Genomic DNA, 22,984 nt, shown 5'->3' with positions numbered 1-22,984 from the left:
TATGGCAGTTGATGAACGAACACTCGCGATTTTGGCCTGCCCGTTGTGTAAGGGAAAGCTCGTTTGGGTACGCGACCAAAGTGAGTTAGTGTGTCGCGGTGATCGATTAGCGTTTCCTGTGCGCAACGACATACCTATGTTGTTGAGTCACGAAGCACGTGAAATAAGTCATGAAGAGTTGGAGAAAATACCCTCATGAGCTTTACGGTAGTTATTCCAGCGCGCTATGCATCGTCGCGCTTGCCCGGTAAGCCGTTGGCGATGATTGGTAACAAAACCATGATTCAACGGGTGTACGAACGTGCAGCGGCCGCGGGTGCTGCAGAAGTTATTGTCGCAACCGATGACCAACGTATTATTGATGCAGTTGAAGCCTTTGGTGGGCGGGCAATGATGACCTCTGCCCATCATAATTCGGGCACGGAACGCATTGCTGAGGTTATTGATTACCTTGCGATTGCAGATGATCAGGTGGTGGTAAATGTGCAAGGTGACGAGCCGTTTATTCCGCCCGAAATTATCCGACAAGTTGCAGACAACCTTGCCAACCAGAAGGTGGCACAGATGGCCACACTGGCGGTGCCAATTGAATCACTTGACGAAGTGCAAAGTCCGCACGCAGTCAAGGTTGTTACTGATGTGAATGGCTATGCACTCTACTTCAGTCGCGCACCTATACCCTACGAACGCGATGGCCTTGCGCAGAACCGCTTAGGTGAGTTAGCCGACTATCGGCGCCACATTGGTATTTATGCTTATCGTGCTGGGTTTGTATGGCGTTATACCGAGTGGGAACCAAGCCCGCTCGAGCAAATCGAATCACTCGAGCAGTTGCGCGTATTGTGGTACGGCGAACGCATTCATGTGGCGGAAGCCATTGCGTTGCCGCCGGCTGGCATTGATACGCCAGCCGACCTTGAACGTGCTAACCTGGCAGTATCCGACTAACTTGTTGGCTGGCGCGTTGGCGTAAATTGCGCCAGCGCTGCCGCATTCCGAGTAGTCGCGCATATGCATAGGGTACTAAGAACAAACTGGTGAGTGTTGAAAACAGTAGCCCGCCAATAATTGAAATAGCCATAGGTGCGTAGGGCGGACCGTCACCACCAATTTGTGTGGTGCCGAAGGCTAGGGGGAATAGCCCAAGAACCGTGGTTGCTACCGTCATGAGTATTGGCCGCAAACGGCTTACACTGCCATCAATAATCGCCCTTTCTAAACTTGCGCCTTGGTCGAGCAACTGGTTGATGCGATCAACCAGCACAATGCCGTTGTTCACCACAATTCCCATCAAAATTAAGATACCAATCATGGCCATAACGGAAATTGACTGACCTGTGAGCAGCAGCGCCCAGAACACCCCAACAATCGAGAATAGCAACGATGTGATGACGGCGGTTGGTAATAGCAATGACTCAAACAACGCCGCCATTACGATATAAATAAGAGCCACCGCCAGCAGTGTATTAACAAGCATGACGCTCTCATTTTCTTGTTGCCGCTGGAAACTACCATCTAAGCTCCACAAGTAACCCTGTGGCAGTTGAACCTGGTCCAGAACCTTGGTGATTGCTTCGCGTGCCTCGCTGGTTGTTAACTCGTTTAAGTTTGCGTCGATATTTAACGAGGTTCTGCGATCGGTACGACGGATTTGACTTAATCGCGGTTGCTTGGTTAACCGAGCAACATCTTTTAACGCAATCACCCGACCGTTGCTTTGTAGGATGGGCAGATTTTCAAGAGCGGTGAGTGAAGTTTCAAGCTCTTTATCAAACGCCACACGAAGATCAATCTCACCATTCGGATCGCCACGATACGAACGGAGACGTTGCCCACGCAATGCAGTGGCAACAGTACGAGCAACATCTGCTGAACTTAAACCGAGTTGATGTACGCGTTGCCGATCAATCTTAATCACTAATTCAAATTGCCCCGTATCCATTTCGGTTTGAACGTCGGTGAGCCCGTTAATCGCAGAAAGCTTCGGCAATAAATCTACCGCTATGCGTTGCAATACATCCGTTGACTGGCCACTTAAACTAACGCGCACGCCGTCACGGCCGCCACCGAACCCAAATTTAGGGTCGCTACGCAATAAGGTCGGCATGTCTTTACGGATTCGTTCCATGAGATCCGTTATCTTCTCGTTCCGATCCTCTTTAAGGAGAAGTGTCGAAATCGCATAATTTGGCGTGTAATAGCTGTAAACTGCGTCGATATCGAAGTTATCTTGATTTTTGTATAAATAATTCTCGAGTTGTGTCACTTCATCTTCAACTTCGCTAAGGCTGTATTGCGTGTGAAGGTTGTAGGAAATAAACAATCGATCATTAAAACCTTGTGGGCCTTCGTCGCCGCTAACGCCGGCAAATGGAATGACAATACTTCCCAGTAACACTAATGCGATAACCCCGGTCCAATTCGGATGACGCCAGCTCCACTCCAACATTTTACGATAGCGTTTCGGTTGTTTTACCGGCTTTAATTTACCTTTTGTAAATTTACTTAAGCGGGTAATTAGCAGTGGCACGAGCGTTTGTGAGAGCAGCAGGGACGCTAGCAATGATAAACAAATTGCGACGGCAGTGTGTTCCAGAAAGATGGTTATGTCAGTCTTCTTACCAAAAATATTCGGTAAAAATACGATTGCCGTGGTGAGTGTACCCGCTATAACAGCAAGTGACACATTGCCAACCCCGTGGATAGTTGCGGCTTCACCATCAGCGCCTTGTTCGCGTTCGTGCTGAATGCTTTCGGTAATAACGACGGCGTTATCAACCAGCATGCCGACTGCCAACATGAGGCCCATCAGCGATAATACGTTAAGTGAATAGCCCAGAAAGTACATACCGCCCAACGCGATGCAGATTGCTATAGGTACACTGAGCACTACCACCAGCGTGGTGGTTAAATTACGCAAGAATCCGTACAGAACTAAAAATGACAGAAATGCCCCCAGTAACCCGGCACTTACTAAGTCACTTAACGATGTGGTTACGCCGTTAGCGGTATCGTCCATAATATAAAGATTGATGCCGTTAAACTGCGGGTCGGTGCGAATTTGCTCCACAACTTTCATGACACGCGCTGACACGTCAACCAGGTTAGCGCTTGATTCCTTAAACACCTCCATGCCAATAGCATATCGCTGATCTAAATGGCGACCGTCAATTTTTCTTGGCATTTCGCGACCAATAGTAGCGATATCGCGCAATTTCAAACCGGGCCGAATCGGAAAGTTACCAATAGCGTACTCGTCTTGAAATTCACCGACGGGGTTTACAAGAATTCGTTCATGCTCATTTTCGATGAAGCCAGCGGTCAACGAAAAATTAGCTTGTTGCAATAGCTTGGTAATATCTGCTGCAGAAATTTGGTGCGCTAGCAGTGCCGCTTGGTCAAGGCGAATCACGATTTGTTGTGGTTCAACACCGTATAAAGTTACCCGTGATACGCCCTCAACGCGCTCGATAGGCCTGCGCAGGCTGCGGTCGAGTAGGTCGTACGCGTTGGATAAATCACGTTGGCTACTTATGCGCAACTGAAACACTGGCATATCTTCGGTATTAAACTGAAACACCACGATTCGGTCGACATCGTCGGGCAGTAAATGCTTTACTGCATCGACTTTTTCACGCGCTTCAATGCTCTTTGTTTTGATGTCTTGACCCCATTCAAACTGCAATAAAACCTGAGCATTATCGGAAGTCGATGTTGAACGCATGCGGCTAACATTGCTTAAGGTAGCCAGCGCCTCTTCAAGTGGCCGTGTTATAAGACGCTCTACTTCAGCTGGCGTTGAGTTGGGGTAGGCGACTTGAACAACGATTTCAGGGATTTCGATGCCTGGAAATTTTTCCAGTGGCAGCAAGCGCGAACTAATCGCGCCCAGTAGCAGCATCGACAAAAATACCATACAAGTTGTAACCGGACGGCGTAGCGCAAACCGCGCCAACACCGAACCTATCTGTGCGGCGTTCATGCGGCGTTCTCCGTAGTGTTGTGCGCTATCTGCTTGCGATCAACGAGTAGGTACAAGCACGGGATAAACAACAGGGTCAATAAGGTTGAGAACAAAAGGCCAGCAATAACGCTAATCGCCATCGGCGCTCTTATTTCCGCACCTTCACCAAGGCCGATAGCCAACGGCAATAAACCTAACACGGTGGTCAGCATGGTCATTAGAATAGGCCGTAAACGCTGCTGTGCGGCGGTAAAAATAGCCCCATAACGGTCGCTACCTTCGCTACGCAGTTGGTTAATTCTATCGACCAACACAATGGCGTTGTTCACAACGATACCGGCCAGCATGATAAGCCCAATAAATACGATTATGCTGAGCTCGGTGCCAACAAGATAAAGGCCAAGAATAGAGCCTGCACCTGCCAGTGGCACGGTGAACAATATGAACAACGGGTGTAACAATGACTCAAACTGCGAAGCCATAACTAAATAGACCAAAAATACCGCCAGTACTAAGGCAAACTGCAGTGAAGTAAATGAACGCTGCATGTCTTCATTTTGACCAGCGACACGGCCGGTAATGGTAAGTGGCAACTGCGTGTCCCCCAAAATCTGCTGAGCTTCTGCAACAGCAGCGCCAAGATCACCATAACTTAAATTTGCTTCCACAAGGGCGGTGCGTTGTTGATCTACGCGAGTGATTTCGCTTGGCCCAACCACCGGAACTACGTCAGCAACTGCTCGCAATGAGATTTCGCGGCCAGCACCCGGATTAATGATGAGCTGCTGTAAGTCACGCAACGAATTTCTGTCAGTGGCCTGGCTACGCACCAGAATGTCAATTTTACGGTCATCAAGATTAAACTGACTGGCTACCCGGCCGCCGATTTTCGTGGCGATTAACTCAGAAACTTCGGCGCTGGTTAAACCGTATTGGCTTAGTTTCGCATGGTCAAAGTAAATCGCTAATTCCGGTTGCCCGTCGGTCATATTCACGCGAATGTCAGTAAAGCGCGGGTGTTGCTCAAACTCGTTACCTAATTGCTGCGCGGCTTGCTGCAACAGGTTTAGGTCGTAACCGGTAAGTTCAATTGTTACAGGGCTAGCAAAGCTAAATAATTCGGGAGAGCCGAATTTAGCCATAACACCGGGCATATTTTGTACCGCTGAGCGCAACTCTGATTGAAGCGTTTGTTGTTGTTCCGCTGTAGCGCTTGATGCCATGACAATATTGAGTCGGCCCCATTGGTTTCCGCTTTGACCAGGTGCGGCATTGAGCAAGCTGCCCGTGCCGGCGATGGTGTAATAGCGATCAACACTAGCATTGAGTTGTTCATTGCTGGCAATCACATCACCGAGGGCATCCAATACCGAATCGGTTTCGAAAATGGTTGCACCAGGCTGCAGTTCAACTTCCACATAAAATTCGCCTTGCGCCATGTTCGGCAACAGAGCGACTGGTAGTTGTGGGAGTAGTGCATAGCAGCTTGCGGCAACCAGCATAATAATACCGAGTGTGCTTGCTGCATGACGCAGAGCCATGGCTAATAGTCGTTCATAGCCACTTGCCAGCAGCGAGTAGAGCTTATCGAACACCCGCAACAATGGGGTGTTGGTCAAGTAAAATAGCTTAGCCAACAGGCGCCACAGACCGATAAAAACAGTCGCTAACGCCAGCGGTATCCATCGAAATACGAGGTACACGGGTAAGCGAACCCAGAATCGCCATCCAGTTGCGTACGGTTGCGACGGTAATTGTGCCGTTGCAGCGGCGTTCTTAGTGCGGCTCGAAAGCATCGGAATTAACGTAAGGGCCACCACCAATGACGCCGCAAGGGCAAAAGTAACCGTGAGGGCTTGATCACGGAACAACTGCCCGGCAATGCCTTCAACAAACACCAGCGGGAAGAATACCGCCATGGTCGTTAAGGTAGAAGCTGTAATCGCACCCGCTACTTCAGTTGTGCCAAGTTCAGCAGCAACATCGGCGGATTTATCCTGATTATGGCGTGCAATATTCTCAAGCACCACAATGGCGTTATCGACGAGCATACCAACGGCCAGCGCAATACCGCCCAGTGACATCATGTTAAGCGATACTTGATAGCTATACAGTAAATTGAAGGTCGCGATAATTGAAATTGGAATTGCCAAACTAATAATGACAGTTGGCCATACCCGCTGTAAGAAGAAGTAGATAATAACCATTGCCAACAGCCCGCCCATAATGGCTGCATCGCGCACTTCAGCTATCGCAGCACTGATAAATACTGCCTGGTCGTATATGGGTTTGATCGAGTATTCATCGGGAATGAGCTTGGCTTGCTGCAATTGTTCCAGGTGCAACTGAATTGCTTTCGAAACATGAACGGTGTTGGCGTCGCCTTCTTTGTAGAGTGATACTTCAACAGCTTCCATTCCGGCAATGCGACTTATCGAATCACGTTCCTTATAACTGTTCTCAATGACAGCGATGTCTTTTAAAACGATAGGGCGGTCATTGCGTGTGGTTAAATAGATATTGCGAATGTCGTCGAGGTTTTCGAATTGGTTTAATGTGCGTACCAAAAATTCGGCGCGGTCGGCTTCAATTCGGCCACCCGATAAATTGATATTTTCTTCACGCAAACGCTCCATAATTAGCGTCATCGGAATTTTTAATGCAGCAGCTTGGCGCTCATTAACTAATACTTGAATTTCATCTTCAAGCCCACCACCAAGACGCACTGAAGCAACACCTTCAATGCTTTCGAGTTGACGTTTTAATTCTTCTTCGGCGTAGGTACGTAACCGTTTTAATGACGCAACGGATTGATTTCCGTCAGTGAAGCCGAGTGCTAGCCGATAGACTGGTTCTTCACTGGGATTGAAACGTAACAATACTGGTTTTTCCAAATCTAAAGGCAGTTCCACCCAATCGAGCTTTTCGCGAACGTCTAAGCTCGCCATGTCCATGTCCGTGCCCCAGCTAAACTCCAGTAATACGTCACTTTGTCCCGCACGAGAAATGGATTCAATGCGACGAATACCCTTTACGGTACCGAGGTTCTCCTCAATGGGTTTACTCACCAACTGCTCAACCTCATTGGGCGCACCGCCGGGATAGTCGGTACGCACAGTGAGTGTCGGGTAGGCTAAATCAGGCAGCAACGTGACGGGAATACGCCCCAGTGATACCATTCCGAAGAGTATTACTGCCAAGGTTAACATGGCGATTGTGACAGGCCGCTTCACGGCTAAACGTACAATACTCATGATTGATGTTCGCTACGAATAACTTCAACCAAGGCCGCGTCTTTTAAGTTCGCCTGGCCGCTAATTACAATGGCGTCACCTGCTTTTAAGCCACTAATAATCTCTAAGTTTGATTCGTCTTCAAAACCAATTTTTACGTCCACTTTGTGAGCCACTCCTTCGGCATCAACGGTGAATACGCTGTGTTGATTATCAAGGCTTTGCACTGCATACCTTGGCACTGTCAGCGTATTGCTGTGAGTTGCGTAGTTCAGGTTTACGTGTGCAAACATGCCTGCTTTAAGTGTGTTGTCAGGATTAGCAACGTTCAGTACGACTTTAAAGGTGCCGGACTGTGTATCAATGACAGGACTTATCCGCGCAACTACGGCATTTACAGTAGTGTTGGGTAATGCACTTAATTGCAACTGTGCAGTTTGGCCCACTTGCACGTGTTGTAATTCGCGCTCAGGCAAATAGACGTTACCTTGCAATTGATCAAGGGCAACCACATGAAACAGTTTCTGTTGTTCGTATTGACGCACAAGGTTGCCGGGCTTTACATAGCGTTTTGCAATGTAGCCACTAATTGGGGCACGGATATCAGTTTCCGCCAAATTAAGCGCCGCCATGTCATATTTTGCCTGCAGCATATCGGCTTGAAAGCGCAGTTTGTCATACGCATCGGCACTAATCATGTCGCGCTCAGCCATATCCTTCACACGTTTTAGCTCTTGCTGAATTGAGCTAAGCTCTGCTCGCGCTTGCGCAACGTGAATACGGTATTCATCGTCACGTATACGGGCTAGCAATTGCCCTTGTTTCACGTAGTCACCTTCTTCAACCAGAATGGTTTCGACAATGCCGTTAGCTTTACTGGTTACGTCGGCTTCATCGCGTGCTTCCAAGGTTGCAGTGGTCTTGAAGCTAGAGGTAATGTCACCAGCTTTGACCGTTTGAGTTGCGACAGGTATACGCGCAACTTCAGGCTTTTCGGATTGCTCGCTAGCGGCTCCAGCATCGCTGCAAGCTGCTGTAGTTAAGGCTAACCAAACCACCAAAACGGTGGCAGTGAGTGTGCGTGTAATCGAAATTTGCGTGTTCATGTGTGTGATCCCGATAGTCATCAAACGTTAGTTATTAATTTATAGTACCCAGAGCATATGCAGCTTTCGTGCCAAAAGTAACCTGTGTATGAAAAGTAACGATAAACCCCTTAATTTAAAGACTTATACGAGAGGTATGCGTTTTAGACGTGCGGAGAAGGGGAAAAGTTGAGTGGTGAAAAAAATAAAAAAAAAGCACTCCGAAGAGTGCTTTTTGCTAATTATTGGTGAAATTAACGCTTCAGTGGTTTGAAATCGCGTTTTGACTCACCGGTATAGAGTTGACGTGGGCGACCAATTTTCTGGTTCGATTCGCCCATCATTTCGTGCCAATGTGAAATCCAGCCAACGGTGCGCGATAATGCGAAGATAACCGTAAACATGTTGGTTGGAATACCAATAGCTTTCAAAATGATACCTGAATAGAAATCAACGTTTGGATAGAGTTTCTTTTCAACGAAGTATGGGTCTTCAAGCGCAATACGCTCCAGTTCCATTGCCACATCAAGTAATGGGTCGCTGATTTTAAGCTCTTTCAACACTTCATGCGCGCTGTCACGCATTACGGTCGCACGCGGGTCAAAGTTTTTGTAAACACGGTGACCAAAGCCCATCAGACGGAACGGGTCGTTCTTGTCTTTTGCTTTGTCGATGTATTTAGGAATGTTTTCAACCGAACCGATTTCTTTCAGCATACGCAAACAAGCTTCGTTCGCGCCGCCGTGAGCAGGCCCCCACAAAGACGCAACACCAGCAGCGATACAGGCATAAGGGTTGGCTCCCGAAGAACCGGCCAAGCGCACTGTTGATGTGGATGCATTTTGCTCATGGTCAGCATGCAGGGTAAAGATGCGGTCCATTGCTTTCGCAACAGTTGGGCTAATCTTATAGTTTTCAGCAGGTACAGAGAACATCATGTTCAGGAAGTTTTCTGAGTAACTGAGATCATTGCGCGGATACACAAACGGCTGACCGATACTGAATTTATAAGCCATAGCAGCAATAGTTGGCATTTTCGCAATCAGGCGATAGCCACTGCGTAGGCGCTGTTTTTCATCATGAATGTCTAAATCATCGTGATAAAACGACGATAAAGCACCAGTGACAGCACATAGCATTGCCATTGGGTGCGCGTCGCGGCGGAAACCGTTGAAGAAGTTATGCAAGCCTTGGTGCACCATGGTGTGCTTGGTGATTGTTTGCTTGAATTTTGCGTATTCTTCTTCGTTTGGCGCTTCGCCATGCAGCAGCATATAACATACTTCGAGATAATCCGCTTGAGTCGCAAGCTGATCAATTGGATATCCGCGATGCAGAAGAACGCCGTTTTCACCATCAATGTAGGTAATCTTTGATTCGCATGAACCTGTAGCTAAGAAACCAGGGTCAAAGGTGAAGAAACCATGCTTGCCTAAAGTACGCACGTCAATTACATCATAGCCGGCTGTACCAGATAATACTGGCAATTCAATGGATTGGCCGTCAATCTGCAGGGTGGCTTTACGATCAGCCATAAGGAAATCTCCTTGTTTAAGTCTGCTTCATCACTAAAAGGGCGATAGAATTTACTTGATCTTAACCGTTGATGTCAATTCAAACGGCTGTTTAAACCGATCGAATGTGCTGACACACATCAATCATTTTATTGATCGAGCTGGTCAGTTTAACACATCAGCTTTACGAAATTTCGTTAAAGTTGGATGACATGGATCGGAATTAAAAATTATCGAGTCAGTGTTATACGCGCTTATACGACCTCGTTGTATGCGACTAAGGTAGAATTGTTATTCAACGCTGGATTTTATTGGCTTGATCTATTGATAATTAATTTACGTTTTTAACCGAAAGAGGCCGCTAAGGAATTGTAATTCATTACTATGGCTTATATACTTTGGCGGCGATCTCACAGGGTCCTCTCGCCGTCAGGAATAGACGAGGATGTTTGAAGTTCCGAGCATGTTAACAATGCTTTTCGTTAAGGCACAACAATCGTGAAAAAACAAAGACCTGTAAATTTAGACTTAAATACTATCAGCTTCCCGGCTGCAGCCATTAGCTCAATTCTTCACCGTATTTCTGGCGTCATTATGTTGGTTGGCGTTGGTTTTTTGGTGTGGGCACTAGCTATCTCACTTAAATCTGCTGAAGGTTTTGACTTGGTGCACGGCTTACTAACTGGCTTTATCGCTAAGTTTATTGCCTGGGGCATCATGAGCGCACTGGGCTACCACTTACTCGCTGGGGTACGCCACATGTTTATGGACATGGGCTATTTTGAAGAACTTGACTCAGGTCGAGTCAGCGCAAAAGTGGTGTTCGTGCTAGCAATCATTCTTTCAGTATTAGCAGGGGTATGGTTATGGTAAAGGCAGCTTCAACATTTGGCCGCAGCGGTAGCCACGACTTTATTTTGCTACGCGCGTCCGCCATCATTTTGGCGTTATACAGCATTTTTATGGTGAGCTTTTTGGTTTCTGCTGACGTAATTACTTACGCTTCATGGACCAATTTGTTTGCGCATTTGGGCATGAAGATTTTCACCATGCTGGCGTTAACAGCTATTTTGATTCACGGCTGGATCGGAATCTTCCAAGTGCTGACTGACTACGTTAAAAAAACTGGCTTACGAGCTTTTCTTCAATATGCAGTATGTGTCGCATTAATCGTTTACTGGTTAGCCGGTTTACTGGTTGTGTGGCCGGTGGAGGGTGTCTAAGTGAGCGTACAAACACTTGAATTTGACGCCGTTGTAATCGGCGCTGGTGGCGCTGGTATGCGCGCGGCCTTACAAATCTCTCAATCAGGCATGACGTGTGCCTTGATGTCTAAAGTATTCCCAACCCGTTCTCATACAGTATCTGCGCAAGGTGGTATCACCGTTGCTTTGGGTAACGCCCATGAAGATAACTGGGAATGGCACATGTTTGATACTGTCAAAGGGTCAGACTATATCGGTGACCAAGATGCCATCGAATATATGTGTAAAACCGGTCCTGAAGCTATTTTAGAACTGGAAAATATGGGTTTGCCATTTTCTCGTTTTGAAGACGGCCGCGTTTATCAACGTCCATTTGGCGGTCAATCAAAAGCATTTGGTGGCGAGCAAGCAGCACGTACAGCTGCGGCTGCCGACCGTACCGGTCACGCCTTGTTGCATTTGCTGTATCAGCAAAACGTGAAGAACAAAACCACGGTATTTTCTGAGTGGTATGCACTTGATTTGGTTAAAAACGAAGACGGCGCGATTGTTGGTGTAACAACACTGAACATTGAAACCGGCGAAATCTTTTATGTAAAAGCCAAAGCCGTTGTTCTTGCAACTGGCGGCGCAGGTCGTATCTTCGCTTCTACCACGAACGCGCACATTAATACCGGCGATGGCGTTGGTATGGCATTGCGTGCTGGCGTGCCAGTACAAGATATGGAAATGTGGCAATTCCACCCAACCGGTATCGCTGGTGCGGGTACGCTGGTAACTGAAGGTTGCCGTGGTGAAGGTGGTTACCTCTTAAATAAAGATGGTGAGCGCTTCATGGAACGTTACGCACCGAACGCGAAAGACTTAGCGTCGCGTGACGTTGTTGCCCGTTCAATGATGACCGAGATCCGCGAAGGTCGTGGTTGTGATGGTCCACTTGGCCCGCACTTGAAACTGAAACTCGATCACTTAGGTCGCGACGTTCTCGAAAGCCGCTTACCTGGCGTGTGCGACTTGGCGAAAACCTTTGCTCACGTTGATCCAGCGGAAGAACCAATTCCAGTTATTCCAACCTGTCACTACATGATGGGTGGTATTCCGACTGATGTGAACGGTCAGGCGTTACAGATTGATGCTGACGGCAATGCAACGCCAATTCATGGTTTGTTTGCTTGTGGTGAAATCGCTTGTGTATCTGTACACGGTGCGAACCGACTCGGCGGTAACTCACTGCTTGATTTGGTGGTGTTTGGTCGTGCAACAGGTCTGCATTTGGCTGACGCCATGGCAGCACTTGGTGATGCTAAAGAAGCGCGCCAAGATGACATCGACGCCGCTCTGGCTCGTGTTCGCCGTTGGGAAAACAATAAAGACGGTGAAGACCCAGTTCAAATCAAGAAAGATTTACAGAAGTGCATGCAGCTAAACTTCTCGGTATTCCGTGAAGGTAAAGCGATGGCTGAAGGCTTGGAAGAGCTGAAAAAAATCCGTGAACGTTTGCAAAATGCGCGTTTGGATGACACCAGCAAAGAATTTAACACGCAGCGTATTGAGTGTTTAGAGTTAGATAACTTGATGGAAACTGCGTATTCAACTGCAGTAGCAGCGAACTTCCGTACTGAGAGCCGTGGCGCGCATAGTCGTGCGGACTTCCCAGACCGTGACGATGAAAACTGGTTGGTGCACTCTGTGTATCGTCCGGAAGACGACTCAGTGGTGAAACGCGAAGTGAATATGCAGCCAAAACTGCGTGAAGCATTCCCGCCGAAAGCGCGGACTTACTAAGGTTAGGTGACAACGATGAAGAAGTTGAATATTTCAGTTTATCGTTACAACCCAGATGTTGATAACGCACCCTACATGAAAGAGTACACTGTCGAGGTGGAAAAAAACCGCGATATGATGGTGCTGGACTTGTTATTGCTGTTGAAAGAACAAGACCCAACTCTGGCATTCCGTCGCTCATGCCGTGAAGGCGTGTGTGGTTCGGATGGTCTGAATATGAATGGCAAAAATGGCTTGGCTTGTATCACGCCTTTGTCAGCCCTCAAAGGTGGTGACAAGAAGATTGTGGTACGTCCGTTGCCAGGCCTTCCGGTTATTCGTGACTTGATTGTTGATATGAGTCAGTTCTACACGCAGTACGAAAAAATTAAACCGTACTTGATCAACGATGACAAAACGCCACCAGCACGTGAGCGCTTGCAGTCGACGGAAGATCGCGCGAAGTTGGATGGATTGTACGAGTGTATTCTTTGTGCATGCTGTTCAACATCATGTCCTTCGTTCTGGTGGAACCCAGACAAGTTCATTGGCCCTGCCGGTTTGTTGAACGCTTATCGATTCCTTATTGATAGCCGCGACACAGCCACTGAAGAGCGTCTTAATGAGCTTGATGATGCGTTCAGTGTTTTCCGCTGCCATGGCATCATGAACTGTGTCAACGTATGTCCGAAAGGGCTGAACCCGACGAAGGCTATTGGTAACATCAAATCCATGCTATTGAATCGCGCGATTTAATTAAGTCGCGCAGATTTGCTATAGTAGTGGCCGAGCTGTATCGAAATAGCCATCCAGCTTGGATGGCTATTTTTTTATAAAACGAGTGTGAAGGAACAGCGATGCAAGATGGCGTAATGCAAGCCTGGCTAAAATCCTCCCACCTGGCTGGTGGTAACATGGCCTATGTTGAGGAATTGTTCGAGTTGTATCTCGACGATCCGACAGCGGTCAGTGATGAGTGGCGCAACTTCTTCGATCAATTGCCGCGCGAAGGCGCTGGTGTGGACACGAAGCACAGCGCAGTTCGTGAACAGTTCCGTACGCTTGCAAAAAATAAGTTAAAGCAAGCAGGTACAGTAACTGCGGGAGCTCCCGACCAAAAACAAGTGAAAGTCTTGCAGCTGATTAATGCGTACCGCTTCCGTGGTCATCAGCACGCAAACCTTGATCCACTCGATTTATGGAAGCAAGAATCAGTACCTGACTTGTCGCTTGAACATCACGAACTCTCTAAAGACGATTTCGATAAAGAATTCAATGTTGGTTCTTTGGCTGTCGGCCAAGAAAACATGAAGTTGGGCGAAATCTATGAGCTACTGAACAGCATTTACTGCGGCCCAATCGGTGCGGAATACATGCACATTGTTTCGACCGAAGAAAAGCGCTGGATTCAGGAACGTTTAGAGGGTGTGCGTGGCCGTCCAGAATTTAAATCTGATCAGCAGAAGAAGATTTTAAAAGAGCTTGTTGCGGCAGATGGCCTTGAAAAATATCTAGGTTCAAAATTCCCTGGCGCCAAGCGATTTTCGTTAGAAGGTGGTGATAGCCTAATACCTATGCTTAAGGCGCTGATTAGCCGCGCTGGCGAGCAAGGCGGTAAAGAAGTCGTTATCGGTATGGCTCACCGCGGTCGCTTGAACGTACTGGTGAACGTGCTTGGTAAGAAACCACAAGACTTGTTCGATGAGTTCGCGGGTAAGCACATTAATAATAAAGGCTCGGGCGATGTGAAGTATCACTCGGGTTTCTCGTCAGATTTTGCCACTCCAGGTGGCGATGTGCATTTGGCGTTAGCATTTAACCCATCGCATTTAGAGATTGTTAACCCAGTAGTTATGGGCTCTGTGCGCGCTCGTATGGATCGTCTTGGCGATAAAACCGGTGCTAAGGTTTTACCGATAACCATTCACGGCGATTCCGCGATTGCCGGTCAAGGTATCGTGCAAGAAACGTTTAACATGTCACAGACGCGTGCCTATCAGGTTGGCGGTTCGATTCGTATTGTTATCAACAACCAAGTTGGTTTTACCACGTCGAAACGTGAAGATACGCGTTCTACACAGTACTGTACTGACATTGCCAAAATGGTACAGGCGCCAATTTTCCATGTGAACGCTGACGATCCGGAAGCTGTTGTTTTCGTCACCCAGTTAGCGTTGGATTATCGCAATACATTTAAGCGCGATGTAATGATTGACTTGGTTTGTTACCGTCGTCATGGGCACAACGAAGCGGATGAGCCAAGTGCAACGCAGCCGCTTATGTACAGCAAGGTTAAGAAACACCCTGTAGCGCGTGCTATCTATGCTGATCGCTTACAGCAGGCGAAGATGGTTGCTGAATCCGATATTGAAACATTTGTCAGTGATTATCGCGATGCGCTTGATAAAGGCGAAATTGTGGTGGACGAATGGCGCGAAATGAAAAGCCACTCGTCTGACTGGTCGTCCTATGTTGGGCACGATTGGGATGTAGCCTACGACGCGAAAATCAGTCGACAAGAGGTTGAAAAGCTCGGTAAAGCAATGAGTACCGTGCCGAAAGAGTACAAGCTACACTCGCGTGTACAAAAAGTATACGATGAGCGTATGAAAATGGCTAAAGGAGACAAAGCGGCCGATTGGGGCTTTGCGGAAAACCTGGCCTACGCAAGTTTGGTTGATGATGGCGTGCACATTCGCCTCACCGGTCAAGACAGTGGTCGTGGTACGTTCTTTCATCGTCATGCGGTGTTACACAACCAAAAAGACGCAGCGACCTTTATGCCGTTAAACAATATTCGAGAAGGCCAAGGCCAAATCGAATTGTATGACTCGGTATTATCAGAAGCTGCTGTGGTTGCATTCGAATATGGCTATGCGACCGCTGAGCCTAACTCTTTGGTAATGTGGGAAGCGCAGTTCGGTGACTTCGTGAACGGTGCCCAGGTCGTTATCGATCAGTTCTTAAGTTCAGGCGAGCAGAAGTGGGGCCGGTTGTGTGGTTTAACCCTGTTACTTCCGCATGGTTATGAAGGGCAAGGGCCTGAGCATAGTTCGGCGCGCTTAGAGCGGTTCCTGCAGTTGTCAGCTGATCATAACTGGTCGGTGTGTGTACCAACCACTCCAGCGCAAGTGTTTCATATGATTCGTCGTCAACATTTGCGCCCGGTTCGTCGTCCGCTAATCGTTATGACGCCGAAATCACTGTTACGTCATCCACTCGCGGTTTCAGACCTTGATGAATTGACAACAGGCGTCTTCCAGAATGCGATTGCAGAAGTCGATTCGTTAACGCCGAAGAAGGTAAAACGCGTGATAATCTGCTCAGGTAAGGTCTATTTCGACTTGCTGCAAGAGCGGCGTAAACGTGAGCAAGAGGACGTTGCAATTATTCGTATCGAACAGTTGTATCCGTTCCCTGCAGACGAAGTTGCTGAAATCATGAAAGATTATCAGCATGTGAAAGATTTTGTTTGGTGTCAGGAAGAACCGCAAAACCAAGGAGCTTGGTACAGCAGTCAGCACAACTTCCGTGCGGCACTTCCGAAAGGCGCAGATTTAACTTATGCAGGTCGCGAAGCTTCGGCAGCACCAGCAGTGGGTTATTTGTCTGAGCATAACAAACAACAACAAAAATTAGTCGATGACGCGCTAACCATTAAATAGGTGATAATTGACCATGGCTATTGATATTAAAGTTCCACAACTCCCTGAATCTGTTGCTGATGCAACAGTTGCTACTTGGCACGTTAAGCCAGGTGACAAAGTATCGCGCGACCAAAATCTGGTTGATATCGAAACCGACAAAGTGGTGTTGGAAGTGGTTGCTCCTGATGATGGCGTAATCGGCGAAATCATCGCGGAAGAAGGCGCTACAGTTGGTGCTGAAGAAGTTATCGGTAAACTTGAAAAAGGTGACGGTGCAGGCGCTGATAAAGCCGACGACAAGAAGTCAGACGACAAGTCAGACAAAAAGTCAGAGGCAAAAGCTGACAAGCCAGCTGCTAAGAAAGCCTCAGGTTCAGGCGAAAAGCTTGAAGTTAAGGTACCGCAATTACCTGAGTCGGTTGCTGATGCGACGATTGCTACTTGGCACGTAAAAGCCGGTGATGCAGTAAAACGTGATCAAAACTTGGTAGATATCGAAACTGACAAAGTTGTACTCGAAGTTGTTGCTCCGGCCGACGGCGTACTGGTTGAAATAAAGCATGAAGAAGGCGCCAATGTTGGTGCTGATGATGTTATCGGTATTGTTGAAGCAGGTGCTTCTGCAGATTCAAGCGCGTCAGCTAAAGAATCATCAAGCGATAGCAAAGAAGAATCATCGGATGAAGGCGACAGCGAAGTAGCAGGCCCAGCAGTTCGCCGTATGCTGGCCGAAAACAATTTGAAAGTGTCTGACGTAAAAGGCACTGGCAAAGGCGGTCGTGTCACCAAAGAAGATGTAGAGAAGCATCTGAAGGATGGCTCTAAGAAAGCCGAGCCAGCGAAGGCTGCAAGTGCACCAGCGCCAGTAGCGGGTGACCGTGATCAAAAACGTGTACCAATGACACGTTTGCGTAAAACAATTGCGAAACGTTTGCTTGAAGCTAAAAACGCAACAGCCATGTTGACCACGTTCAATGAAGTGAACATGAAGCCAATCATGGACTTACGTTCAAAATACAAAGATGAATTTGAAAAACGTCATGACACGCGTTTGGGCTTTATGGGCTTTTATGTGAAAGCGGTAACTGAAGCGCTGAAGCGATTCCCAGAAGTGAACGCGTCAATTGACGGGGATGACATTGTTTATCACAACTATTTCGATATCAGTATTGCCGTTTCTACGCCGCGTGGATTGGTTACGCCAGTACTACGTGACTCGGACAAAATGAGCATCGCTGAAATTGAAAATGGTATCCGTGATTTGGCAATTAAAGGCCGTGACGGCAAATTGACCATGGACGATATGCAAGGTGGCAACTTCACTATCACGAATGGTGGTGTATTTGGTTCATTGCTTTCAACACCAATTTTGAATCCACCACAAAGCGCTATCTTGGGTATGCATAAAATCCAAGATCGGCCAATGGCTGTGGATGGCAAAGTTGAGATTCTACCCATGATGTATTTAGCGTTGTCTTACGACCACCGCATCGTAGATGGTAAAGAATCTGTTGGTTTCTTGGTTACCATCAAAGAGTTGTTAGAAGATCCACAGCGTTTGTTGCTGGACCTTTAACATATTGCACAGCTGCTGTGTTGCAATTGGGTAACAATTGTACTGGCAGCTGTCTTTTTTGCGCGCAAAACTGTAAAATACGCGCGAATTTTCGGGTAAGCAGCACGAAGCTGCTTTTGTTGTTCAAACGAATCGGAAGATCATCATGAATTTGCATGAGTATCAGGCTAAACAACTCTTTAGAGAGTTCGGTTTGCCAGTATCTGAAGGCTTTGCAGTAGACACTGCAGACGAAGCCGTTGAAGCTGCCAAAAAAATCGGCGGTGATCGTTGGGTTGTTAAGGCTCAAGTACACGCAGGCGGTCGCGGTAAAGCGGGCGGTGTTAAACTCGTATCTAGCCACGATGAAGTTCGCGATTTCGCGAACAATTGGTTAGGTAAAAACTTGGTTACTTATCAAACAGACGCAAACGGTCAGCCGGTTGCTAAAATTTTGGTAGAAAGCCTTACTGATATCGCTTCAGAACTGTACTTAGGCGCAGTTGTTGACCGCGCAACACGTAAAATCGTGTTCATGGCGTCAACGGAAGGTGGTGTTGAAATCGAGAAAGTTGCTGAAGAAACGCCTGAAAAGATTCTTAAAGCAATCATTGACCCAACTGTAGGCGCTCAGCCTTATCAAGGTCGTGAGCTTGGTTTTAAATTGGGTTTGAATCCAGATCAAGTTAAACAATTTACTAAAATCTTTTTGGGCTTAGCGAAAATGTTCGAACAGTATGATTTCGCTCTGTTAGAAATCAACCCGCTAGTTATCACTGACGAAGGCAACTTGCATTGCTTAGACGGTAAAATCAATATCGACAGCAACGCGCTATATCGTCAGCCAAAAATCCGTGAAATGCACGATCCTTCGCAAGAAGACGAGCGTGAAGCACAAGCTGCGAAGTGGGAACTAAACTACGTTGCACTTGATGGCAACATCGGTTGTATGGTTAACGGTGCTGGTTTGGCGATGGGTACTATGGACATCGTTAAACTTGCAGGTGGCGAGCCAGCTAACTTCCTTGACGTTGGTGGCGGCGCAACCAAAGAACGCGTTACTGAAGCGTTCAAAATCATCCTGTCTGACAGCGCGGTAAAAGCCGTTCTTGTTAACATTTTCGGCGGCATCGTACGTTGCGATATGATCGCAGAAGGTATTATGGGTGCAGTAGAAGAAGTTGGCGTGAAGGTTCCAGTGGTTGTTCGCCTTGAAGGTAACAATGCTGAGTTAGGTCGTCAGAAATTAGCAGAAAGTGGCCTGAACATTATCGCAGCAGAGAGCTTGTCTGACGCTGCTGATAAAGTGGTTGCTGCGGCAGGAGGTCAATAATGTCTATCTTGATCGATAAAAATACCAAAGTAATCTGTCAGGGTTTCACTGGCGGCCAGGGTACTTTTCACTCTGAGCAAGCGATTGCATACGGCACGCAAATGGTTGGCGGCGTAACACCAGGTAAAGGCGGTCAAACGCACCTTGGTTTACCAGTATTCAACACTGTGCGTGAAGCGGTAGAAGCAACGGGTGCAACTGCATCAGTTATCTACGTTCCAGCACCTTTCTGTAAAGATTCAATCATTGAAGCTGCAGACTCAGGTATCGAGCTTATCGTTTGTATCACTGAAGGCATTCCTACTTTGGACATGCTGTATGTGAAAGAATATCTAACGCACAAAGGCGTGCGCATGATTGGTCCAAACTGCCCAGGTGTTATCACACCTGACGAGTGCAAAATTGGTATCATGCCAGGCCATATCCACAAGAAAGGTAAAGTGGGTATCGTGTCGCGTTCAGGTACTTTGACGTATGAAGCGGTGAAGCAGACCACTGACGAAGGTTTTGGCCAGTCAAGCTGTGTTGGTATCGGCGGCGATCCAATCCCAGGCTCTAACTTCATCGATATTCTCGAATTATTCGAGAAAGATCCTGAAACTGAAGCGATCGTGATGATTGGTGAGATTGGTGGTACTGCAGAAGAAGAAGCTGCAGAATACATCAAAGATCACGTCACCAAGCCAGTTGTTTCTTACATTGCAGGTGTTACAGCACCTCCTGGTAAGCGTATGGGCCACGCTGGTGCCATCATTTCTGGTGGTAAAGGTACTGCAGACGAGAAGTTTGCTGCCCTTGAAGCTGCTGGTGTGAAAACTGTGCGTAGCTTGGCTGATATCGGCAAAGCATTGCGCGAAAAGACTGGCTGGTAAGCTCAGTTTTGATACGATGAAAGCCGCTCAAATTGAGCGGCTTTTTTGTATCTACAGTCCAATTATCCCAACCACTAAAGGTTAATGATGAAAACAGCTGCGCTATTTTTAATTGCTTTATTTGCGTTTGCAGGAAATTCGATTATTGCACGCTACGCACTATTAGAACCGGCTATTGATCCTGCTTCGTTTATCATCATTCGAATTTTAAGTGGTGCCGTGACCTTGTGGTTACTGTTGACATTGCTGCGACAGCGCACAGAAAAATCCAAACGCACCATGACAACGCGAGGCAGTTGGTGGGGAGCGCTCATGCTAAGTGTCTACGCAATCGCGTTTTCATACGCGTATGTTGAGTTGGAAACAGGGTTTGGCGCTTTGGTGCTGTTTGCAGCTGTGCAGTTAACCATGCTTGGCGTCAATATAAGCCGTGGCGTTTTGCTCACCAAGACCGAATGGGTCGGGTGCATCATTGCGTTTGGAGGGCTGGCGTATCTGGTTGCTCCAACAATCAGCGTTCCCGATTCATTGTTGGCGTCTATAACCATGATCATGGCAGGCAGTGCATGGGGGTTTTATTCATTGCATGGCCGCGGTCGCGTTAACCCGTTAGCCGACACAACCTATAATTTTGTGCGTGCAGCCCCCATTGTGACTGCCGCGTTATTATTTGCTTTACCCAATGCTACGGTTACCTCAGAGGGTATGCTGTTAGCCGTTTTGTCGGGTGCGGTTACGTCAGGGCTAGGGTATGCGGTGTGGTACTTGGTTTTGCCGCGTCTATCCGTTACTACGGCGGCAATAGGTCAACTTTCTGTTCCGCTTATCGCAGCCTATGGTGGTGTACTCTTCGCCGGTGAACTGTTTACACGTCAGTTAGTTATTGCTGCCTCGCTAATCATTGGCGGTATTTTGATTGTGTCTTGGCGAAATAAAGCCCGGTAACTATATTGTTTGATATAACCTTAAAACAAAAATATCTAATTCACTCTATGATTATTATAAAATTGTAATTTTAAAACAGTTGTCTAGTATTAATTCATAACAAAAGTGGTGTGAGTGTTAAATCAATAAGGTACTCCCCATGAAAAAAATAATACTACTCGCTGCGCTAATCCTTGCTGTATGGAATTATTACGAAGCTCAGAAGCCGCAACCGGTAAATCGGTCGGGCCTTTTGGGTGATCTCGTGCAAACCATGCAAGGTCAGGTACTCCGCAAAAGTCCAGAATTTCATTGCGACGGTCGTCGGTATTGCCCCCAAATGACGTCACGTGAAGAGGCCGAATATTTTATGCATTTTTGCCCCAACACCGAACTTGATGACAACCAGAATGGCATTCCTTGCGAGAACGACTCTCGCTTTTAGGCGTTAAGGACCTGGTAATTATGCTGGCATCGATAAGAAAGCTTATTAAAGAGCATTGGCAGGGAGACTTCTCGCTAGGTTTTGCTTATTGGGTTATCGGCGTTGGTGTCACATTATTGCTTTCGTTGATCATTTTTCTTGTCGATAAACTAACGACCATACTCTCAGTTAATGTCAGTTTTTATGGCGGGGTGTTAATCTTTCTCTGCGGTCTTGTGCTGCTAATCACACTTTGGCAACTCGTTGGTATTTGGCGTTCTGCGCGGTATCACACGTCGCGTGGTGGGCGCGCTATGTGGGCTAACGCAGCTCGCGTTATGGTCGTTATTGCTGCTGTAAGAGCCGTGTTTGACTTTAATCAGTTTGGGGTTGGGCAATTGCAAGAAGGGTTTGGCTTATTGGCGCAAGGTGAGTCACTCGGCACTTTTGAACTGCGTGTATTAAATCAGGGTAAGGAATTAGAGCTAATTGGCAGTTTACCGTTCGGTACAGCAGACAGTGTACAGGCTCTACTTGAACGCTATCCAGATGTTCAGGTGATTCATTTAAATTCAAAAGGCGGACGAATTAGTGAAGGCGTTCGGTTGTATCAATTGATTCAGCAATACAATCTGGATACATATAGCCCCAGTGAATGCTCAAGTGCGTGTACCATAGCCTTTATGGGGGGGGCGAAGCGATACCTCGGGAAGCGCGGCATTCTGGGGTTTCATAGTGCCTCGTTACAGTCTGTCGATGGCAATGACGTGGCAGCACTGAATGATGAATTTAAACGCATTTATCGACGCCACGGGGTATCCGAAAGTTTTATCAGACAAGCTGTACGAGTGGCTGGGGCTGATATTTGGTATCCGGGTCAGTTAGAGTTATTGGATGCACGCGTCGTGGATGAAATGGTGCCCAGCGAGCGCTTTGCATCAACCAATGCGTTCGGTGATGTGAAGGCCAACTGGCAACCTGAGCATCTGCAGCAAGCGCCTGATGCTGAACTCGTAGAGTATTGGCAGGCGACGGTTGATATTCTTAATTATTTAAATTACTTAGAACCACGGCATTGCGTGAATTATATGTATCCGCAGTGGAGCGCCGAGGGTGCCGATGTGAAGAATATGTTGCCGGCTAACCTGCTTGATGCACATGAAAACGCGGTGATAAAATTAATTGAGCGTACGCAGTTGCGGCCGGACTATCGCAGCCGAACTGGCACAGCACCTATACTGTTCGATTCGGTGATCATACAGCTTGAGCAACGCAATCCAGAATATCTTTCGGTTCTTGATGACCCTGAACAGTACGTGAGCTCCCCTCGGTTGTTATGCAGCGCAACCATTGCACTGTACGAAGGCGCACTGCGGCAATCGACGGTTGACCGGCAAGCTGCGCTACTGCGCTATTTACAGCAAGACTAAAAAAAAGGCGCACCAAATAGGTGCGCCAAAGACC

17 protein-coding genes are annotated in these 22,984 nt (G+C 47.4%); 13 read left to right on the top strand and 4 right to left on the bottom strand.

Going from position 1 to position 22,984, the window contains the following annotated elements; translation table 11 throughout:
* The first annotated feature begins 1 nt into the window (after position 1).
* Both ACN0UN_RS04405 and kdsB read left to right on the top strand, forming a co-directional pair.
* The gene (locus ACN0UN_RS04405) at positions 2-199 is read left to right on the top strand and encodes a Trm112 family protein (RefSeq protein WP_417658898.1); all 198 of its coding nucleotides are present in this window, start codon (positions 2-4) and stop codon (positions 197-199) included.
* Positions 196-948, top strand: a complete 753-nt coding sequence (kdsB, locus tag ACN0UN_RS04400; protein ID WP_417658897.1) for a 3-deoxy-manno-octulosonate cytidylyltransferase — start codon at positions 196-198, stop codon at positions 946-948. The genes ACN0UN_RS04405 and kdsB overlap by 4 nt, the downstream gene beginning before the upstream one ends.
* On the opposite strand, the gene ACN0UN_RS04395 is transcribed toward kdsB, so the two are convergent.
* The 4 genes from ACN0UN_RS04395 to ACN0UN_RS04380 all read right to left on the bottom strand — a co-directional run bounded on the left by ACN0UN_RS04395 (position 926) and on the right by ACN0UN_RS04380 (position 9,817).
* Positions 926-3,982 (bottom strand): efflux RND transporter permease subunit, encoded by a 3,057-nt coding sequence (locus ACN0UN_RS04395; RefSeq protein ID WP_417658896.1) that lies wholly within the window; start codon positions 3,980-3,982, stop codon positions 926-928. The genes kdsB and ACN0UN_RS04395 overlap by 23 nt on opposite strands.
* Positions 3,979-7,218, bottom strand: coding sequence for an efflux RND transporter permease subunit (locus ACN0UN_RS04390; protein ID WP_417658895.1), 3,240 nt, complete (start codon positions 7,216-7,218; stop codon positions 3,979-3,981). The genes ACN0UN_RS04395 and ACN0UN_RS04390 overlap by 4 nt, the downstream gene beginning before the upstream one ends.
* Complete coding sequence (locus ACN0UN_RS04385; RefSeq protein WP_417658894.1) at positions 7,215-8,303, bottom strand: efflux RND transporter periplasmic adaptor subunit; 1,089 nt, start codon at positions 8,301-8,303, stop codon at positions 7,215-7,217. Before ACN0UN_RS04385 ends, ACN0UN_RS04390 begins: the two co-directional genes overlap by 4 nt.
* 233 nt (positions 8,304-8,536) lie before the next feature.
* The gene (locus ACN0UN_RS04380) at positions 8,537-9,817 is read right to left on the bottom strand and encodes a citrate synthase (protein WP_339877646.1); all 1,281 of its coding nucleotides are present in this window, start codon (positions 9,815-9,817) and stop codon (positions 8,537-8,539) included.
* A 477-nt stretch (positions 9,818-10,294) separates the two neighbouring features.
* On the opposite strand from ACN0UN_RS04380, the gene sdhC reads away from it, so the two are divergent.
* The 11 genes from sdhC (at position 10,295) to ACN0UN_RS04325 (ending at position 22,950) form a co-directional block, all read left to right on the top strand.
* Positions 10,295-10,669: a succinate dehydrogenase, cytochrome b556 subunit gene (sdhC, locus tag ACN0UN_RS04375; RefSeq protein ID WP_128351873.1), complete on the top strand. Its 375-nt coding sequence runs from the start codon at positions 10,295-10,297 to the stop codon at positions 10,667-10,669.
* Complete coding sequence (sdhD, locus tag ACN0UN_RS04370) at positions 10,663-11,019, top strand: succinate dehydrogenase, hydrophobic membrane anchor protein (protein ID WP_339877650.1); 357 nt, start codon at positions 10,663-10,665, stop codon at positions 11,017-11,019. The genes sdhC and sdhD overlap by 7 nt, the downstream gene beginning before the upstream one ends.
* The gene (sdhA, locus tag ACN0UN_RS04365; RefSeq protein ID WP_339877652.1) at positions 11,020-12,786 is read left to right on the top strand and encodes a succinate dehydrogenase flavoprotein subunit; all 1,767 of its coding nucleotides are present in this window, start codon (positions 11,020-11,022) and stop codon (positions 12,784-12,786) included. It begins immediately after the preceding gene.
* A 15-nt stretch (positions 12,787-12,801) separates the two neighbouring features.
* Positions 12,802-13,521, top strand: coding sequence for a succinate dehydrogenase iron-sulfur subunit (locus ACN0UN_RS04360; RefSeq protein WP_417658893.1), 720 nt, complete (start codon positions 12,802-12,804; stop codon positions 13,519-13,521).
* A gap of 101 nt (positions 13,522-13,622) precedes the next feature.
* Positions 13,623-16,430: a 2-oxoglutarate dehydrogenase E1 component gene (gene sucA / locus ACN0UN_RS04355; protein ID WP_417658892.1), complete on the top strand. Its 2,808-nt coding sequence runs from the start codon at positions 13,623-13,625 to the stop codon at positions 16,428-16,430.
* Positions 16,431-16,443: 13 nt separating this feature from the next.
* Positions 16,444-17,988, top strand: coding sequence for a 2-oxoglutarate dehydrogenase complex dihydrolipoyllysine-residue succinyltransferase (gene odhB / locus ACN0UN_RS04350; RefSeq protein WP_417658891.1), 1,545 nt, complete (start codon positions 16,444-16,446; stop codon positions 17,986-17,988).
* 145 nt (positions 17,989-18,133) lie between these two features.
* Positions 18,134-19,300 (top strand): ADP-forming succinate--CoA ligase subunit beta, encoded by a 1,167-nt coding sequence (gene sucC / locus ACN0UN_RS04345; protein WP_417658890.1) that lies wholly within the window; start codon positions 18,134-18,136, stop codon positions 19,298-19,300.
* Positions 19,300-20,172, top strand: a complete 873-nt coding sequence (sucD, locus tag ACN0UN_RS04340; RefSeq protein ID WP_128351866.1) for a succinate--CoA ligase subunit alpha — start codon at positions 19,300-19,302, stop codon at positions 20,170-20,172. Before sucC ends, sucD begins: the two co-directional genes overlap by 1 nt.
* Positions 20,173-20,259: 87 nt before the next feature.
* A complete protein-coding gene (locus tag ACN0UN_RS04335; RefSeq protein ID WP_417658889.1) occupies positions 20,260-21,117 on the top strand; it encodes a DMT family transporter in 858 nt (285 codons plus the stop codon).
* A gap of 139 nt (positions 21,118-21,256) precedes the next feature.
* On the top strand, positions 21,257-21,541 hold the full coding sequence (locus tag ACN0UN_RS04330) for an excalibur calcium-binding domain-containing protein (RefSeq protein WP_417658888.1): 285 nt from the start codon (positions 21,257-21,259) through the stop codon (positions 21,539-21,541).
* Positions 21,542-21,561: 20 nt separating this feature from the next.
* A complete protein-coding gene (locus tag ACN0UN_RS04325) occupies positions 21,562-22,950 on the top strand; it encodes a hypothetical protein (protein ID WP_417658887.1) in 1,389 nt (462 codons plus the stop codon).
* The last annotated feature ends 34 nt before the right edge of the window (positions 22,951-22,984 follow it).

Source organism: Pseudidiomarina sp. (assembly GCF_048267825.1).
Lineage (GTDB): Bacteria > Pseudomonadota > Gammaproteobacteria > Enterobacterales > Alteromonadaceae > Pseudidiomarina.
The sequence above is the reverse complement of the archived record's forward strand: the minus strand, read 5'-3'. Positions and strand labels throughout refer to the sequence as shown.

Excerpts from the sequence above, each read along its gene's own strand:
- sucD (WP_128351866.1), top strand. The coding sequence starts at position 19,300 with ATGTCTATCTTGATCGATAAAAATACCAAAGTAATCTGTCAGGGTTTC.
- ACN0UN_RS04385 (WP_417658894.1), bottom strand. The coding sequence starts at position 8,303 with ATGAACACGCAAATTTCGATTACACGCACACTCACTGCCACCGTTTTG.
- sdhD (WP_339877650.1), top strand. The coding sequence starts at position 10,663 with ATGGTAAAGGCAGCTTCAACATTTGGCCGCAGCGGTAGCCACGACTTT.
- kdsB (WP_417658897.1), top strand. The coding sequence starts at position 196 with ATGAGCTTTACGGTAGTTATTCCAGCGCGCTATGCATCGTCGCGCTTG.
- ACN0UN_RS04325 (WP_417658887.1), top strand. The coding sequence starts at position 21,562 with ATGCTGGCATCGATAAGAAAGCTTATTAAAGAGCATTGGCAGGGAGAC.
- sucA (WP_417658892.1), top strand. The coding sequence starts at position 13,623 with ATGCAAGATGGCGTAATGCAAGCCTGGCTAAAATCCTCCCACCTGGCT.
- ACN0UN_RS04335 (WP_417658889.1), top strand. The coding sequence starts at position 20,260 with ATGAAAACAGCTGCGCTATTTTTAATTGCTTTATTTGCGTTTGCAGGA.
- ACN0UN_RS04380 (WP_339877646.1), bottom strand. The coding sequence starts at position 9,817 with ATGGCTGATCGTAAAGCCACCCTGCAGATTGACGGCCAATCCATTGAA.
- sucC (WP_417658890.1), top strand. The coding sequence starts at position 18,134 with ATGAATTTGCATGAGTATCAGGCTAAACAACTCTTTAGAGAGTTCGGT.
- ACN0UN_RS04395 (WP_417658896.1), bottom strand. The coding sequence starts at position 3,982 with ATGAACGCCGCACAGATAGGTTCGGTGTTGGCGCGGTTTGCGCTACGC.
- ACN0UN_RS04330 (WP_417658888.1), top strand. The coding sequence starts at position 21,257 with ATGAAAAAAATAATACTACTCGCTGCGCTAATCCTTGCTGTATGGAAT.
- ACN0UN_RS04405 (WP_417658898.1), top strand. The coding sequence starts at position 2 with ATGGCAGTTGATGAACGAACACTCGCGATTTTGGCCTGCCCGTTGTGT.
- odhB (WP_417658891.1), top strand. The coding sequence starts at position 16,444 with ATGGCTATTGATATTAAAGTTCCACAACTCCCTGAATCTGTTGCTGAT.
- ACN0UN_RS04360 (WP_417658893.1), top strand. The coding sequence starts at position 12,802 with ATGAAGAAGTTGAATATTTCAGTTTATCGTTACAACCCAGATGTTGAT.
- ACN0UN_RS04390 (WP_417658895.1), bottom strand. The coding sequence starts at position 7,218 with ATGAGTATTGTACGTTTAGCCGTGAAGCGGCCTGTCACAATCGCCATG.